13 protein-coding genes and 2 tRNA genes are annotated in these 17,367 nt (G+C 47.1%); 4 read left to right on the top strand and 11 right to left on the bottom strand.

What is annotated here, in order from left to right; translation table 11 throughout:
* Positions 1 to 28: 28 nt before the first annotated feature.
* From B3850_RS04350 to dnaQ, 6 genes are all read right to left on the bottom strand, one after another.
* Positions 29 to 1,324 carry an NAD(P)/FAD-dependent oxidoreductase gene (locus tag B3850_RS04350; protein ID WP_286911434.1) on the bottom strand — a complete coding sequence of 432 codons (1,296 nt, stop codon included), beginning with the start codon at positions 1,322 to 1,324 and terminating at the stop codon, positions 29 to 31.
* 92 nt (positions 1,325 to 1,416) lie between these two features.
* Entirely contained in the window at positions 1,417 to 3,594 is a 2,178-nt protein-coding gene (locus B3850_RS04355) for a M3 family metallopeptidase (protein WP_286911435.1), read from the bottom strand.
* 231 nt (positions 3,595 to 3,825) lie between these two features.
* A tRNA-Asp gene (locus B3850_RS04360) sits at positions 3,826 to 3,902 on the bottom strand.
* A gap of 25 nt (positions 3,903 to 3,927) precedes the next feature.
* Positions 3,928 to 4,004 (bottom strand) — tRNA-Asp (locus B3850_RS04365).
* Between the two features lie 134 nt (positions 4,005 to 4,138).
* On the bottom strand, positions 4,139 to 5,443 hold the full coding sequence (locus B3850_RS04370; RefSeq protein ID WP_286875668.1) for a TIGR03503 family protein: 1,305 nt from the start codon (positions 5,441 to 5,443) through the stop codon (positions 4,139 to 4,141).
* A complete protein-coding gene (gene dnaQ, locus B3850_RS04375; RefSeq protein ID WP_286911436.1) occupies positions 5,428 to 6,135 on the bottom strand; it encodes a DNA polymerase III subunit epsilon in 708 nt (235 codons plus the stop codon). The genes B3850_RS04370 and dnaQ overlap by 16 nt, the downstream gene beginning before the upstream one ends.
* Before the next feature lie 51 nt (positions 6,136 to 6,186).
* Here dnaQ and rnhA point away from each other — a divergent pair, with 51 nt between their 5' ends.
* Positions 6,187 to 6,660, top strand: a complete 474-nt coding sequence (gene rnhA, locus B3850_RS04380; RefSeq protein WP_286875664.1) for a ribonuclease HI — start codon at positions 6,187 to 6,189, stop codon at positions 6,658 to 6,660.
* A gap of 5 nt (positions 6,661 to 6,665) precedes the next feature.
* On the opposite strand, the gene B3850_RS04385 is transcribed toward rnhA, so the two are convergent.
* Positions 6,666 to 7,055 (bottom strand): rhodanese-like domain-containing protein, encoded by a 390-nt coding sequence (locus B3850_RS04385; RefSeq protein WP_058578834.1) that lies wholly within the window; start codon positions 7,053 to 7,055, stop codon positions 6,666 to 6,668.
* A 3-nt stretch (positions 7,056 to 7,058) separates the two neighbouring features.
* Positions 7,059 to 7,811, bottom strand: coding sequence for a class I SAM-dependent methyltransferase (locus B3850_RS04390; RefSeq protein WP_286875662.1), 753 nt, complete (start codon positions 7,809 to 7,811; stop codon positions 7,059 to 7,061).
* 74 nt (positions 7,812 to 7,885) lie between these two features.
* On the opposite strand from B3850_RS04390, the gene gloB reads away from it, so the two are divergent.
* The 3 genes from gloB to B3850_RS04405 are packed head-to-tail and all read left to right on the top strand — an operon-like array spanning position 7,886 to position 10,844.
* Positions 7,886 to 8,647: a hydroxyacylglutathione hydrolase gene (gloB, locus tag B3850_RS04395; protein ID WP_286875660.1), complete on the top strand. Its 762-nt coding sequence runs from the start codon at positions 7,886 to 7,888 to the stop codon at positions 8,645 to 8,647.
* A 47-nt stretch (positions 8,648 to 8,694) separates the two neighbouring features.
* Entirely contained in the window at positions 8,695 to 10,329 is a 1,635-nt protein-coding gene (locus B3850_RS04400; protein WP_058578831.1) for a lytic transglycosylase, read from the top strand.
* Between the two features lie 8 nt (positions 10,330 to 10,337).
* The gene (locus B3850_RS04405; RefSeq protein ID WP_058578830.1) at positions 10,338 to 10,844 is read left to right on the top strand and encodes a hypothetical protein; all 507 of its coding nucleotides are present in this window, start codon (positions 10,338 to 10,340) and stop codon (positions 10,842 to 10,844) included.
* Here the strand turns inward: B3850_RS04405 and ligA are convergent.
* Genes ligA through smc form a run of 3 tightly spaced genes read right to left on the bottom strand, consistent with a single transcriptional unit; the run spans position 10,841 to position 17,306 of the window.
* A complete protein-coding gene (gene ligA, locus B3850_RS04410) occupies positions 10,841 to 12,853 on the bottom strand; it encodes an NAD-dependent DNA ligase LigA (RefSeq protein WP_286911437.1) in 2,013 nt (670 codons plus the stop codon). The genes B3850_RS04405 and ligA overlap by 4 nt on opposite strands.
* An 11-nt stretch (positions 12,854 to 12,864) precedes the next feature.
* Entirely contained in the window at positions 12,865 to 13,827 is a 963-nt protein-coding gene (gene zipA / locus B3850_RS04415; RefSeq protein ID WP_058578828.1) for a cell division protein ZipA, read from the bottom strand.
* 26 nt (positions 13,828 to 13,853) lie between these two features.
* Positions 13,854 to 17,306, bottom strand: coding sequence for a chromosome segregation protein SMC (smc, locus tag B3850_RS04420; protein ID WP_286911438.1), 3,453 nt, complete (start codon positions 17,304 to 17,306; stop codon positions 13,854 to 13,856).
* Positions 17,307 to 17,367 lie beyond the last annotated feature (61 nt).

The raw sequence follows: 17,367 nt of genomic DNA on the forward strand, positions 1-17,367 counted from the left end.
TGCCTGATGCGACTACTGAAGTATATCGTCAATGCAACTTCAAACGCGGTTTCACCGCATGATTTAACTTGTCTACCAGCAATATCAAAAACATTTTCCACCAGCCGTGCAGTGCGCGCTGGTGCATACGATAAAGACTCGCATAAGCCCAGCGCGCCAGCGTGCCTTCAATCGACATCGACACACTTTTACTCTGCATTAAATTACCAACAGCAGAAAAGCGGCTCAGTGAAACCAGTGATCCCCGGTCTTTATAGCGAAACGGCTTAGGCTCACGCCCACCGTACTCTCGTAAGATATTTTTGTATAAGCACTCAGCCATTTGGTGGGCTGATTGAGCGCGTGGCGGTACCCAGCGTTCGTCATCAATTTGGCAGGCAGCACAGTCGCCAATTGCGTATATGGCGCTATCCGATAGCGACTGAAGGTATTCGTTTACCTCAATTTGATTATTCTTTCTGGTGTTAAGGCTCCAAGACTGAGTAATATCCGGTGCTCGGACACCCGCTGCCCAAACCATCATATCGGCTCTTATTGGCTCACCTTCAGATAAGCAAAGCTCGTTTTTTGTTACTTCTTTTACCGGGTTGTTCAAAATGACCTCCACACCCAGCTTACGAAGTTTTTTCAGAACCGAATTTGATAATCGCTCTGGCAATGCGGGTAGCAGCCGTTCACCGGCTTCAATTAAACGAACTTTAAAATGGTTTTTATCCAGATGTTTAAGACCATAAATAGACAGGAGTGAGACCGAATGAATAAGCTCGGCGGCCAATTCAACGCCCGTTGCGCCGCCCCCCACAATCGCCAGAGACAGCTCTGCATCTTTTCCATCTTCTAAAGCCTGATTCACTCTCAAGAACTCATCTAATAATTCGCTGTGGAAGACATCAGCTTGTTTTAATGAGTCCAAAAAATAACAGTTATCTTTTACACCCGGCGTACCAAAGTCTGCAGTAACACTGCCAACGGCTAAAATTAAACGATCATAAGGTACATTCCTTGAGTTCAAAATTTCTTCGCCGTCACTATTGTTTATTGCCGCCAGAGTGACTGTTTTCGCTTGCTTATCAACGTGTTCCAGGGTTCCAATAAGAAACCTGAAACCTTCGCGCGCACTTTGCCCCCGATAATCAACTTCGGCAAGTCGCGAATCCAACGCCCCTGACGCGACTTCATGAAGTAATGGCTTCCAAAGATGCGTTGTGTTGCGGTCTATCAGAGTAATTTGAGCCTTGCCTTTACGACCCAATTTGCGACCTAACTGCGTTGCTAACTCAAGTCCCCCTGCACCACCTCCAACTATCACGATACGCTCTTTCATTGCTTGCCTCGCCTTGTAGATACAAAAAAGCCACTGACGATGATAACGCCAGTGGCTTTTTATAGCGACTATTCAATCGTAATTATGGCAGATTAATCAATGCTTGGATCTGTCAAACCGCGACGTTCCAACAGTGCTTCAACCGTTGGCTCTTGACCACGCCAGTCGATGTACTGCTGCATTGGGTCTTTGCTGTTCCCCTGAGACAAAATCTCTTTTCGGAATGCTTGACCATTTTCCAGCGTTAAACCACCGTTATTGTTCATGTGTTTGAACGCATCGGCTGCTAGTACTTCACTCCACATGTAAGCATAGTAGCCAGCAGAGTAACCGCCTGCGAAAACGTGTGCAAAGTAAGTTGAGCGATAACGAGGCGGAACCGCTTCTACTAATACACCATTACGCTCGAGAGCCTCTTTTTCAAACGCTTGCACGTCCTTAATTTCAGTACCTGGCTCAACCGTATGGTACTCGAGGTCAAGTAGCGCAGCCGCAACATATTCTAAGGTGTCAAAACCTTGGTTAAAGTTACGCGCCGCCAATACTTTATCCAGCAGTTCCTGTGGAATTTGCTCGCCGGTTTCATAGTGCTTCGCAAAGTTGTTAATCACTTTTTCATTCAACATCCAGTCTTCCTGGAAAGTTGATGGAAACTCTACGTAGTCACGAGAAACAGACGTACCTGCCAATGAAGGATATGTGACATCAGAGAACATCCCATGAAGTGCATGTCCCATTTCGTGGAACATAGTCGATACTTCATCAAAGCTCAGGAACGTAGGTTCGCCCTCAGGAGCTTTGGTAATGTTCATGTTGTTTAGAATAACAGGCTTTTGGTTCATCAGCTCAGACTGAGTACGGAATGAACTCATCCAGGCGCCACCGCGCTTGCTGTCACGAGCGAAGTAGTCGGCATAGAAAAGACCTAAGCTGCTACCGTCAACATCAAACACTTCATAAACTTTGACATCTTCCTGATACACAGGGATGTCGTTACGTTCTTCAAACGTAATACCAAATAGTTCACCCATCGCATAGAAAACACCGTCTTCTAATACACGATTAAACTCGAAGTATTTTTTCACTTCATCAGAATCGAGTGAATACTTCTCAGCACGCACTTTCTCAGCGTAGTAGAACCAGTCCCAAGGCTTCAGTTCGAAATCTTTACCGTCGGCTTCAATCGCAGCCTGAATTTCCGCCGCTTCACGCTCTACATTTGAAACTACCGCAGGCACTAAGTCGCGCAGCATTTTCTTCGCCGCATCAGGGTTACCTGCCATGTTCGTTTCCAGAACGTAATCGCCCCACGAGTTGTAACCCAACAGTTGAGCTTTATCTGCTCTTAACTTGACCAACTGCTTAACCAGAGGGTTTTGGTTTGTCTCGGTGTCACCTGTACCACGGTTCGCCGATGCTTCCCAAACTTGTTGACGAAGCTCGCGATTTTCCAGCTCAGCTAAAATGGATTGACGTGTTGTATTGGTCAAAACAATTGCGTACTGACCTTCTTTCCCACGGCTTTTAGCCGCATTCGCTAAACCTTCAATACGGCTGTCGCTAAGTCCTGCAAGCTTTTCTTTATCTTCAACAAACACAACGGTTTCTTGAGTAAGAGACATTAAGCCATCGCGGAATTCGTTAGTCAGGCTTGAAAGCTGCTCGTTGATTTCACGAATTTGCGCTTTTTCTTCATCGTTAAGCTGTGCGCCTGCGCGGATGAACTCTTTATAAGTTTCTTCCAGTAAACGCTTTGCTTCGCTGTCTAAATCCAAATCATTACGTTGTTCATACAATGTTTTAATGCGCGCGAACAAATCGGCATTTAAACGAATGTTGTCACTGTGAGCAGCCATTTTAGGCGCCAGCTCAGCCTGTAATTCACGAATTTGATCGTTTGAATGAGACGAAGACAGGTTATAGAAAACCGAGCTGACACGACCAAGAATTGCACCTGATTTTTCCATTGCAACAATGGTGTTTTCAAAGGTTGGTTCTTCAGCGTTAGTGGCAATGGCTTCAATTTCTTCCATGTGCTCTTTCATGCCGCGCTCAAAAGCAGGCTTGAAGTGTTTAAACTCAATTGCATCAAAGTCAGGCGCTTGATAAAGCAACGGGCTGGCTTCGAAGAATGGGTTCATTGCAGTCGCTTCCTGGCTGCTTTCAGCTTGTGCAGAACCGTTTTCAGTATTTGATGGCTTGCTCGCATCGCTGCAAGCGCCGAGTGATACCGCTGCACCAATTGCGACGGCTAATAATGTTTTACGCATGGATTTCTCCCACTGTTTTCTTGTCATTGTGATTTTAGTGCCATTACTCTAGCCCTGTATGAGCGCTTGCTCAAGGGGTAAGCGTCAAAAAGCCTATTCTAAGAGGTGGAAAGCGGATGGTAGAAAACGGAAACACAGAAAACTGCTACGACAAAACAGTTACCGGAAAACTAGAAGTATAGCTATGTAAGAAATTATGCTGACATTGCACAGGTTTGCACTTAAGAAAAATGGCGGAGTGGACGGGACTCGAACCCGCGACCTCCGGCGTGACAGGCCGGCATTCTAACCAACTGAACTACCACTCCGCAAATTTCTTGGGGATGTACTAAATGGCGGAGTGGACGGGACTCGAACCCGCGACCTCCGGCGTGACAGGCCGGCATTCTAACCAACTGAACTACCACTCCGCATCAGTACTGCGTTGAAGTATGTCCCTCAACGCGGCGTGCATATTACGAGTGAGGGACAAATGAGTCAACACTTTTTTTTAAGATTTTTTCTGTTTGTCTGATTTGTATTCAGTTTTGCGCTTTTTTGACCACTAAGCGTCATTTTTATCAGTTTTCTTCTTTCTGAACTTAAACCACCACAGCCCAAAAAGCGCGATAGCAATTATCACTACATTCACTATGACAATGATAAATAAGTTCATCATAGCCTGTTTTTCCTTCGCTTCACGCTCTTGCCGTTTAATTTCCCGCTGACGCTCTGCTTCAATACGTCTCTGCTCAGCTATTTCGGCCGCTGTTGGTTCGGGCGGTGGTGGCTCTGTGGCAATAAAACTAAAATCATCAAGCCTTGCTTCAAATTCACGCCCGTCCAACGTCGTCGCAAAAATATCAATATCAATTAAGTGTTTCCCGAAAGCCAAGTTCGCAATGGGCACCTGATAAGGAAATTCATCAACCTGGCTAAAGGTAAATTTGCGCACTTCGCCATTAGGAAATTGCGTTTCACCATTAACCACTAAGCTTTTTGGATCTATTTCTTCATCATTAACGGTGACTTTCAACTGGTGATCGTTTTCTACCGCTTCAGACTCAATCACCTCAAAATTTATCGGCAGTGGCTTTACCACCAAAGGGCCAAACTCAAAGACTCGCTCATAAAGCGGCGTAGTCATTTCATAGGTTGCCATCCACTCACCAGGTTCAACATCTAAGTTGAAAAAGCCAGTAAATACGCCGTCTCCAACATGCTCGTCATGACCTCGCCCATTATCCAGAAACTGCGCAACTCGTACCGGTGTTGCACCAAAGTTATCAAAATCAGCATTATTGGTGCTTATAAAAAGCACGTCGAGCGTCACTGTTTGCCGAAAGCGTGCCGTTTCTACAATTTCTTTACCGTTATATAGTCGCCCCTCGACCTTCAGCTCTTCATTTTGATAAAGCGGCTCCGGCAACGGCTCGGCCTCGAAACGAATATCGGAAACAACCAATGCTTTGTTTTCTTCGTCGATGCGCCCTGCCGCTTGCCAGGGACCAGGCTGCGGATTTTTAATGCGAATAATGTCGAAGTTTGGATCAGTATACCAAGTTACTTGGTCGGTAGGATAACGACTGTCATACCACTTGCTGCCGTCAGGCTTAATCAATATTAAGGGCTTACTGCCGGGCTCCCGGAAAAATAGCAGGGTAATTTCATCAACATTTTCATCAATTCGAAAGCGCTGACCGTCGATAGGAAGTTTATTGCTCATATCGCCTTCAATCAGCGACATCGCTTTTTTAAGAGCCTCCTCTTTGTCTGACGCGCCAGATGTTTGCTGAACCGCTGTCACCGAGCAGCTAAACAAAAACAGAACCAGTGCAGCCCAACCAAACTGAGTTACGAATCTAGCCACAAACAGCGTCCACCCTCTTCTTTAACTTTATCAAGCCGTTGTTGATGCAATACTTCTTCATCGGCTGATGCACGCAAAACCTTTAATGGAGGACGATTTTCAATAGCCCGATGCTGAATTTCACCGGCCACACCAGAAGCTGACTTTTTGTTTTCTGACAAATTAAGGGCTCTTTGCCCGCCAGTCATCATTAAGTAAACGTCAGCCAGTATTTCCGCATCGAGTAGAGCCCCGTGCAGCTCACGCGAGGAGTTGTCGACATCATAAGCACGACATAAAGCGTCCAGGTTGTTTTTCTGGCCCGGGCGCATTTCCCGGGCGAGCTGCAAAGTATCCAATACCGTACTGAAGTCGCTGGTCAGGCCCGGGAAAGGCTTAATTCTCGAAAACTCAGCGTCCATATGCCCGACGTCAAACGGTGCATTGTGAATAACCAGCTGAGCGCCTTTAATAAACTCAATAAAGTCGTCACAAACCTGAGCAAACACCGGTTTATCAATTAAGAAATCGTTGGTAATACCATGAATTTTTATGGCTTCTTCTTCCACCACTCGCTCAGGGTTAATGTATACATGGAAATGATTCCCCGTGAGCTTTCGGTCAATAAGCTCAACACAGCCTATTTCGATAATTCTGTGCCCTTTCTGAGGGTCTATACCCGTGGTTTCCGTATCTAAAACGACCTGACGCATTTAAAATTCCTGATATACTGGCTGAAATCATTCAATATAGTACCAATTAACATGCCCAACTCAAAAACTGTTCACATTTATACTGACGGCTCATGTCTTGGCAACCCGGGGCCCGGCGGTTACGGCATTGTTATGGAATATGGCTCCCATCATAAGGAAATGAGCCAGGGTTATAAGTTAACGACCAATAATCGCATGGAAATGATAGCCACTATTGTAGCCTTAAAAGCACTGAAACGCTCTTGCGATATTGTTTTGTCGACTGACAGCCAGTACGTCAAACAAGGCATTGAACAGTGGATGGCCAAGTGGCGCAAAAACGGTTGGAAAACAGCGGCAAAGAAACCGGTTAAAAACCAGGATCTCTGGGTTCAGTTAGACGAGCAAGTTCGAAACCATAAAATAAAATGGCAATGGGTAAAGGGCCATTCAGGGCACCCTCAAAACGAACGTTGTGATGAGCTGGCCCGCGACGCTGCCAGTCGCGAGCCCTTACTCGAAGATACAGGGTTTAAACCTGAATAGGTGAGTTACTCACCCGCCACGACTGGACGTTTCTCTTCTTGCCATGCGGTCATGCCGCCGTCAACGCTATAAACGTTATTAAAGCCCATGCGCTCAAGGCTCTCAGCAGCTAACGCTGAGCGCCCACCCGTTTTACAGATAAGATACAGGGGCTTTTCCGATATACGCTCTAATGCGTCATCATACCCAGCAACATCAGGGTGTTGGTTCAGTTGCATTTCCAAAACCCCACGTGGCATATTCACAGCTTCACGAATGTGTCCCTGACTGTATTCAGCAGGTTCGCGAACATCAATCACTCTGGCACCCTGTTCTATCGCTTTTTGAAGCTCTTCTGTATTCGCTTCCTTTACGTTGGCTTTCGCTTTCCCACATAATTCTTTTGCTGTAATCATATTTTACCTCTTTAGCTTATCTAATTTAAAACTGTCCGATGTCATGGCAGTAGCGGGCTGCTGCCCTGATAAACGCACTTTTCTGCGTGTCGATACCGTATTAATTCGACCAATCAATGTTTGTTTGGTTGCGACCAGTACATAAGCCGCATTAAACACCCTGACTTTTTCACACAGCGAGCTGGACCAATCCAACCCCTGGAACTCCGCTTTATGCAATAAATGAGGAACGAAGTATTCACTGTATTTTACGTCGAACCCCAAAAGCGCCAGCCAGTCTTTCATTCTTGCTATTGAAAAATAACGTCCACACCAGGGAAATGGTTTTGCATGACGCACAAAAAAGCCACTGGCTACCGCCGGACTGACCGGGTTAAAACCCATTAGAACCAATACCCCGTCATCGTCCAATACTCTCGTGTACTCTCTTAAAAGTTGGTGGGGATGTTGGTGAAATTCAAGGGTAAAGGGGCTAATTAACGTGTCGACACTGTCGGTTTTTATTGGCAGCTCGGTCAATATGCCTAACATGTCAGCCTGCCCTGATGGCGCCACTGAAACCCTGTCTATATGCTCTTGTTGCTGAAGTTCTGCCCCCAAATTGCCGACAATGACCTGACAACCTGGCTTCATCTTGCGCTCATAACGGTGCATAACCTCACGGGTTTGCGACTTAATGAACTCTCCGCAGGCCAGACTGCTCCACTGTGTAGGTGTCTTTAACGGAACCTTAGAATATGCCGGTTTAATAAACACTGCGTCATCCTGTATTATGGGAGCATTCTGTCACTATCGCTAACTCATCATAGCTTAGCGTTATCGAGGTTTCTATGCGAGTTCACCCTATTTGTGCGTTTGACGACAATTACATTTGGGCTATTGAGACAAACACAAGCGATGGCGTCATTATCGTCGACCCCGGCGAAGCCACTCCGGTTTTTGAATGGCTGAAAGAAAACAATAAAACCATTACCGCTATTTTCGTCACGCACCATCATTATGATCATACTGGCGGTATCGCTGACTTGACTAAAAAATACTCATGTCCGGTTATTGGTCCGCACAACCCAGAGATAAAAACAATTACCCAGGCGGTTCAAGAAGGTGAGCGTTTTTCAATGGCTGGCGTTGACTGGGAAGTGATAGAAACTCCGGGGCACACACTTGATCACATTAGTTTTTACACGCCCGGCTTTCTATTTTGTGGAGACACGCTATTTTCCGGCGGTTGTGGGCGTATGTTTGAGGGAACGCCTGAGCAATTTAGTCAGTCGTTACTTAAGCTTCGTCAGCTTCCGGGGGATACTCGGGTCTTTTGCGCACATGAATACACACAGGCTAACTTAGCTTTCGCCCAAAAAGTGGAACCTAGCAACCCGATACTGAAAAGTTATGCCGAAAAGGTCAAAATGCTACGCGAACAAAATGAAATTACTCTACCGAGTACGTTAAACCTTGAATTAGCGATAAACCCATTCTTACGGTTTGATCAGAAAAGTGTGATGAAAGCGGCTTCGGAACATGCCGGAAGTGTAAAAAATGCCCCTGAGGACGTTTTTTACACTATTAGACAGTGGAAAGATAACGGCTGATTCTTTAAACTTCACCAAGTTTTAACATATTCAGGGTTTTAAAATTCATGGTTATAACAAGAAGCCGCACAACTTGGCTAAAATTAAGTGTACTGACAAGCGCTATCGCTCTTTCAGGATGCCAAAGCACTGGCCTTTTCTTTGCTGAGAAAAAGCAAGAAACTAACCATGAAAAAACCTCTTTAGAGCTGATACCGGTTCCTGAAGAAACGATTGTTACTGCAGAAGCGACAACAAAAAAGGAGCCCGAGCCGGTTCAGTTGACACCGCAGGAACAAGACGACCTATGGCAGCGTATTCGTCAACAATTGGTGTTTGACGTGCCGAATGTGCAACGAGTCCAAAGTCAACGAAACTGGTACGCCAGTCATCCTGAATATTTAGACCGGGTTGCTAAACGTGCAGAGCCTTATTTACATCTTATCGTTGAAGAATTAGAGCGCCGTGAAATGCCTATTGATCTGGCGCTGTTGCCTATTGTCGAAAGTGCGTTTGACCCGTTCGCCTATTCTCATGGCAGTGCATCCGGTGTTTGGCAATTTATTCCGGGCACAGCCCGTCAATATGGTTTAGATATTAACTGGTGGTACGACGGTCGACGGGACGTATTTGCCGCGACCCATGCTGCGCTGGACTATTTAGAAGCCCTCTACCGTTATTTCGACGGCAACTGGATGCATGCTTTGGCTGCTTATAACTCAGGTGAGGGGCGCGTTGGCAATGCAATTCGAAGAAACAAGCGTGCCGGCAAGCCAACCGACTTCTGGAACCTGGACTTACCGCGTGAAACTCGCGCTTATGTTCCTAAATTATTAGCCTTGGCTGATATTTTGGCTAATAGCGAAAAATACGGTATTACCTGGTACCCTATTGAAAATCAGCCAATGCTGGAAGTAGTAGAAGCTCCAGCGCAAATCGACTTAGCCCTCGCGGCCGATATGGCTGATTTGTCATTGGAAGAACTGCACCAATTTAACTCGGGCTATAACCGCTGGGCCACAGCACCTGACGGCCCTCACCGCTTTTTGTTACCGGCTGAAAATGCAGAGCGGTTCAGCCTGGCATTGCAAGAGACCGAGCCTAAAGACTGGCTTTCCTGGACACGCCACAAGGTGAAGTCAGGAGAAAGCCTGCTAACGATATCAAAAAAATACAATACTTCTGTCGATGTCATTCAACAGCTTAACGACATTAGCAGCCATATTATTCGCGCCGGTGAGCACTTACTGGTTCCTGTTGCCACCTTAGGCCTTGAAAATTACACCTTGTCGCAAGATCAGCGCCGTGAAAACCGTCAAGATCAAAAACGCGACGGCAAACGTATTGATTATATTGTTCAGTCGGGTGACACTCTCTGGGATATCAGTCGTGCTTATGACGTCAACCTAAGAGATCTAGCTCGCTGGAATTCAATGGCGCCCGGAGACTACTTAAGACCTGGGCAAGAGCTTGTTGTTTGGACTGAAGCTGAGGCCTCTTCCGTCGTACGCAGTAGTGTTAACAGCATTATTCGAACGGTTAATTACCGCGTACGTTCAGGAGACTCTCTTGCAAGGATAGCTAATAAGTTTAACGTGACCATTCGCCAAATTGAGCAATGGAATAATATTCAACGCAACCGTTACCTGCAGCCTGGACAGATGCTGAGACTGAAAGTAGATGTAACCGAGGTGAGTAGTTGAGGCCCGTTATGAAGATTTTGAAATACGCTATTACTTGTATTGCTTTGTTATTCAGTACCCAGAGTTTGGCTGACTGGGAAGCCAAAGGCGAAGGTAAAGTTATTTACCCTTCAGGTAGGACTGAACCTCTTAACTTCGGGTTTGAGTATAAAAAAGTCTATGACACGGTGATATTCACCGCGGGCAAGTCGCAAATGCGCACTTCTGAAATGCCGCCTAATTACATTCTCAATATGTTTGTGAATGACAAAGGTCAGGTCTATGTTGCCGAGTTTGCAGAAGGCTTTTTTAAAGGCTTCGAACTGGCCATTGGTGAGCACAACATCGTTGTTGAGCATCGCCGGGAATTTGATGACGAAGAGCCGTTGAAGCACTTGCGCGTCAGAATTAACGACAGAAGCTATTTGTTAGATAGCACACACCCAACCATTAAGTTCGAGTTCGATGAAGAAAAAGGCATAGCTGATATTAGCGGCTCAGGCCTTTTAAAAGACCTGAGCACACGCGGCCGCTAAGCGCCCAAAAGCTCTTTTAATTCGTCTTCAGACAGTATCGAAAGCCCGAGGGATTGGGCTTTCGTCAGTTTTGAGCCAGCACTTTCTCCGGCAATTAACGCCGTCGTTTTCTTAGACACACTGCCACTGACTTTTGCTCCTAACGCTTCTAACGCCTGTTTGGCTTCGTCACGAGTCATTGTCGACAAAGTACCGGTAATCACGTAAGTATTTCCAGCTAAACGATCGCTTTGTATGTCGCCTGCCTCTTCGCCTTCCGGCCAATGGACAAACTCACGTAGCTCTTTCACCACGTTTTCGTTATGCGATTCACGGAAAAAACGCACAATGTGTTCAGCCACGACCGTGCCAACATCAGGAACTTCCTGCAATTGTTCACTGCTGGCGGACTGAACGGCGTCAAAGGTTTTAAAATGTCTGGCCAGGGCTTTTGCTGTGGCTTCTCCGACCTCTCTAATGCCTAACGCATAAAGAAAACGTGCAAGCGTGGTTTCCTGAGTTGCAGCTATTGCGCTTTTTAAGTTTTCAGCAGACTTAGCGGCCATTCTTGGCAGTGTGGCCAGCTCGGCTTTACTTAAACGATATAGGTCAGCAGGTGATTTTACCCAATCTTTTTCAACCAGAACATCAACCAACTTGTCGCCTAAACCATCAATATCCATGGCTTTACGCGAGGCAAAGTGTTTTATCGCCTCTTTACGCTGAGCTGCGCAGTAGAGTCCTCCGCTACAACGAGCCACGGCCTCCCCCTCAATGCGCTCAACGTCAGAGTCACAAACCGGGCAGCGTGTTGGAAAAGCTATTTCCTGTGTATTGTCAGGCCGTTTTTCTTTCAAAACGCTGACAACCTGAGGAATAACGTCCCCGGCGCGGCGAATGCTTACCGTATCACCAATGCGCACGCCCAAACGCTCAATTTCATCGGCGTTATGCAAAGTCGCGTTCGATACGGTTACTCCCCCAACGCTGACAGGCTTTAGCCGGGCAACCGGAGTAATAGCTCCGGTACGTCCTACCTGAAAGTCGACGCCAGTAATAGTCGTCAGTTGCTCTTGTGCCGGGAACTTACGGGCAATAGCCCAACGCGGCGCTCTGGCAACAAAGCCAAGTTCTTCCTGAAGAGCTATGGTATCAACCTTAAAGACAACACCATCAATGTCGTAATTCAGCGAGTCTCTGCGCTCAAGAATTTTTTCATAATAACTGTCACAACCTTCAACAGAGTCTACCCGTTCAATTTCACTATTAACGGGAAGCCCCCATTCGGCTAGCTGCTGCAGACGTTCATAATGGCTGTCGGGCAATACCGTATGCTCAGACACTAACCCCAGGCTATAAGCGTAAAAATGCAATGGACGCTTTGCCGTTATTCGGGAGTCCAGTTGACGCAAACTCCCGGCAGCGGCATTTCTTGGGTTAGCGAAAACCTTTTCGCCCTGTTGACGAGCCTTTTCATTAAAGCGGTCAAAGGCGCCGATTGGCATCACCACTTCGCCTCTCACTTCCAGTCGGTCAGGGACATCGCCTTTTAACTTGAGGGGAATGTTGCGTATGGTTTTGACGTTTTCAGTAATATCCTCACCACTTTCGCCGTCACCTCGAGTGGCACCGCGTACCAGCACTCCCGACTCATACAATAAACTGACGGCCGCACCATCAAGCTTGGGCTCACAGCAGAACGTGACCTGAGTCCCCTCATCCAGCTTTTGCCCAATACGCTTAGAAAACGCTGCGAATTCTTCCGCAGAAAACGCATTATCCAACGACAACATAGGTACTTCATGTTTTACCGTGTTGAATTTAGCTAACGGCTTACCACCCACTTTAGCCGTTGGTGAGGTTTTGCTTTTTAGGTCTGGATTTTGCTTTTCCAGCGTCTGCAATTCACGAAATAGTTTGTCGTACTCAGCATCAGGAACCGACGGCTCATCATTTTCGTAATATTCTTTGTTGTAGCGATTCAGTAATTGTTCCAGCTCTTGCATTCGCTGGGCAGTAGATTGACTCATAACACCTAATTCTATGCTGAATGTTGACGTTCAAACTCACGGATAGTTTGTCGTGCTTCGTGAATAGACTGACGGGTTAGTAATTGTCGCTGACCATCTAAAACCTGCCCTTGAGGTATTTCAGTCGCCAGCTTTTTGGCTGCATTAAGCATCATATTAAAGGCCTGCTGGCCGTCGAACTTCATCGGCAAGGCCATAAAAAACGCAACGCCTTCTGTTTCAAAGTTTTCCAGGTTGTCGAGATCAAAGGTTCCCGGATTAAACATATTGGCAACACTAAAAATTAACTCGCCGGTACCCGCCGTATTTTCATAACGGTGAAAGATACCTAAGTCGCCAAACTTACAGCCGAGTTCGGTCATCATTTGTAACAATAATGCGCCCTGCACTGAGCCTTTTACATGCAATGCAATAACTTCCTCTGGCTCGCCAATGTCTGTCTCCCCCTGTTCTTCGGGCTCTTCAGGTTGCTCAGTTGACGCTTCAGGCTGTTTCAGTGGTTTCTCGTCTGAAGGCTCTAACGCCAACTCAGATTGCTCTACTTCCTCATTTTTATCCACACGCATAGAAGGTAGCGGCGTATCGACTTCGTCGTCGACGTCCAGGTCCATAGCCATTTGCTCGGCCGCAGAAAGAGGCTGACTCGGTTTCTCCTGAGCTTTTTCTTGAAGCTTTTCTTCACGCATTGACGGCTTCGGCTCAGCACTAGGGTCTCTGGTACTCGTGTCTTCATCGTCAGTTGGCACCGAGTCCGTGGTATCCGGTGCTTCAGACGAAGCCTGACGAACCACCCTGACTTCCCCTATACCATCATCATCAAAGCCACTATTTTGTTTCTGGCGCTTTTCAGCAACACGCTGTTCTTGCTGCCGTTGCTGCTGGTTCCCTTTACGAATTTTCCATAATCCGTGCGCGATAATACCGGCAATGGCCAGTACCCCTAAAATTCCGAGCGTCAATTGTAAATTGCCCATGTGCTCTATCAACCTTTTTATTATTGTCAGGCTTCCGTCATAGCGACGGCTTGCTCTACATCAACGGCAACCAGGCGCGACACACCTGCTTCCTGCATTGTCACCCCGGCAAGGTGTGACGCCATTTCCATAGCCACTTTGTTGTGACTGATATAAATAAACTGTACCGATTCTGACATTTCACTCACTAAGCGGCAAAAGCGGCCTACGTTCGCATCATCGAGTGGCGCATCAACCTCATCTAACAAGCAAAATGGTGCTGGATTCAACCGGAAAATGGCAAACACCAATGATAATGCGGTCAATGCTTTTTCTCCACCACTTAGCAGGTGAATCGTACTATTCTTTTTACCCGGTGGCCTTGCCATAATAGTGACGCCTGTTTCCAGCAAGTCGTCGTCAGTGAGTTCTAAACTGGCACTACCGCCGCCAAACACTTTTGGAAACAATACCTGTAAGTCACTGTTCACCGCATCAAAAGTCGTTTTAAAACGATGCCGGGTTTCTTTATCTATTTTTCGTATGGCCGTTTCCAGCGTTTCTAAAGACGATGATAGGTCATCCACTTGCTGATCCAGATACTGTTTACGCTCTCTTTGCGCTTCAGCTTCTTCAATCGCCGCCAGGTTAATGGCTCCCAGGCGCTTAATTTTGTTCTGCACGTTCTCCAGGTTAGTCTGCCACGGCTGCTCCTCTGCTTCCTGTGGCAACTCCTGCAGTAAGGTCTTCAAGGTCATGCCGGTTTCTGCCAGTCCCTCAAGCACACCCTGGCTGCGCTCTTGCAACTTGGCCTTCTCAATCTCAGTGCTTTGCAGTGCTTCTTTGGCTTGCGCAATACGCATTTGAACAGCCGACTGACCTTGATTAAGCTCTGACAATTCATGTTCTAACTCAGACAGTTGCGCACGCTGCTCCTGCAAAATGGCTTCCTGCTCCTGACGCTGGTCAAGAAGCTCTGTCAGTCGCTCTTCCAATTCCTGCTTATTTTCTTCGCCGTCAGAGCTTTGTTGCGTGGTCTTTTCATCCACCAACTGCTGGTAACGCTGTTCACTGCGTTGTAAGACCGTGTCGAGCTGCTGTACCTGAACAGTAATGTTTTGTTGCTGCATAGACAGCTGCTGTTGTTTAGACTTTAGTGCCTGCAGCTGCTCTTTCTTGTCGCTGGCCAGCCGTTCTAACTCATCACCTGAGTCGTCATTCGCCCCGTCACTCTCCAATAACCGTTCGTTCAGCTCTTCTCTTTGTAATGCAGCTTCCTCAATACGCTCATTAAGCTCTTCTGCTTTTTGCTCAAGCTCTGATTGTTGCTCGCTAAGCCTCTCCAGTTGTTGCGTATACTGTTGTTGCTGTTGCTTAGCCCAGTTTAACTGCTGCTCCGCTTTATTTGTGTCATTCTGCGCGGCCTGTTGCTGCTCTTGCTCGCGCTCAAGTTCCTGCTCAATCTCTTTCTGAGAAGCGCGTGCATGTTCCAATTTTTCTGTCGCTGTTTCTAGCGAGTTTTCTAACTCTTCTTGCTCACGTTTCAGGCTGTCACACTGACTCTGCAACTGCAGTTGGCTGGTGTTGCTATCAATTCGCGATGACATAAACCCGTTAGGCCAGTGCCAGTTACCCTGTTTTGACACAGCAAACTCAGCCTCACCGCCTAATACCTGCTTTTGTGCTTGCTCATCACTGTCAGCCACAGCACAGAGTTGCAGCGGCGGCCAATATCTTAATGCGCCAGAGACTTTGCTCGCCAAAGTACCCGATTTAGGCTCTCCGGCGCTTGGCCATATCAGTTTCAGACCTGCTACCGACTCAGTTCGCTCAGGTGCGCTTTCAAGAACCGCGGCATCCAGCCACTCATACAAAAACTGCTCAACAGCCAATTCCCAGCCAGGCTCTGCTTTCAGAACGTCACGGACTCTTGGGGTATTTGGATAATGCGTTTCAAGCCATTCATCCGCGCTGTCATCGCCTGACTGATGCTTGATGAGTAACTGCTCAATGGCTTGCAGGTTCGCCTGTACTTTATTCTGTTCTAATTCAACACTGCGCTTCGCTTCCTGTGCCTGCTCAACCTGCTCGCGACTGTCCGCTAACCGTTGCTTTGTTGTTTGAAGTCGCTCAATAGCGCTGTTTAATCGCTCACTAGCCTCATCAAATTCGCGTTGCAGGCTGTCTGACGATACTTCACTAAGCTGCTTTTTAACGTCCTGTTGCTGGTCGTTAACTTGCTCTAACTGTTGCTCAGTGTAATCACGGCTTTGCTGAAGCTGTTGTTCTTTCAGCTGCGCCTGCTGATGCTGTTGTTCAATATCACGAACTTTTTGCTGCTGTGAGCGTTGTTGCTGTTGCCAGCTTCGGTAGTTTTCATCAGCCTGTTGCGCTTGCTCAGACACCTCTTCAACCTGTTCGGCTAGCTCTTCAAGCTGCGGTTCAAGCATCATTTCCTGCTCAGCCAACTGCTCTTTTTGCAGCTTATCTTCATCAAGTTGCGACTCAAGTTGTGTCAGTTCGCTTTGAATTCGCTGCAAACGCTCTTCACGCTGCGCTTTAATTTCATGCTGATGCTTTAGAGTTTGCTCAATACGAGTCACTTCATTACCCAAGGTGAACATTTTCTCTTGCGATTGTTCAACTTGAGAGCGTAACTCTTCAGCCCTTTCTTTCAGCTCTATAGCTCCACGTTCGTCGCCGCTTTGCTGCGCCTGCCACTTTTCAAGTTCGGCCTGCTGCTCAGAGTATTGGGCATCAAGTTGCTGCCGCTGGTTATCTAATTTTAACCAACGCAATGCCTGCAGTTCGCCTTTCAACTGGCGCTCTTGTTTTTTCAGTTCTTTATATCGAATTGCCGCAGCCGCCTGACGCTCTAGCTTATCCAGCTGCTGACCCAGTTCTTCACGCACATCACTCAGACGCTCTAAGTTTTCGCGCGTGTGATTCATCCGGTTTTCTGTTTCACGGCGACGCTCTTTGTATTTAGAAATACCCGCCGCTTCTTCAATAAACACCCGCAACTCTTGAGGTTTTGACTCAATTAAGCGGGAGATCATACCTTGTTCAATAATGGCGTAGCTTCGGGGGCCGAGGCCGGTCCCGAGGAATAAATCAGTAATATCGCGGCGTCGGCAACGACTGCCGTTCAGAAAATAGTTCGACTGGCCGTCCCGGGTAACTAAGCGTTTGACGGAGATTTCGTTAAACGCGGCATACTCACCCTGAATACGCCCTGCGCTATTATCAAATACCAGTTCAACACTGGCTTGAGACACAGGCTTACGGGCGTTAGAACCATTAAAAATCACGTCAGTCATGGCATCGCCGCGAAGGTTTTTCGCTGAGCTTTCACCCAGAACCCAGCGCACAGCGTCGATGACATTCGACTTGCCACAGCCGTTCGGACCCACTACGCAGGTCATTTGATCGGGAAAAGGAACTTTGGTCGGGTCAACAAATGATTTGAAGCCCACAAGTTTGATGTGTTTCAGTCGCATTCGGCTGTTTTTATAGTTATTACTGACGTTATTTATAATCCAAAGACTCTAGCAGATCCCG

The organism is Idiomarina sp. UBA4520 (assembly GCF_002388365.1).
GTDB classification, from domain to species: Bacteria; Pseudomonadota; Gammaproteobacteria; order Enterobacterales; family Alteromonadaceae; genus Idiomarina; species Idiomarina zobellii.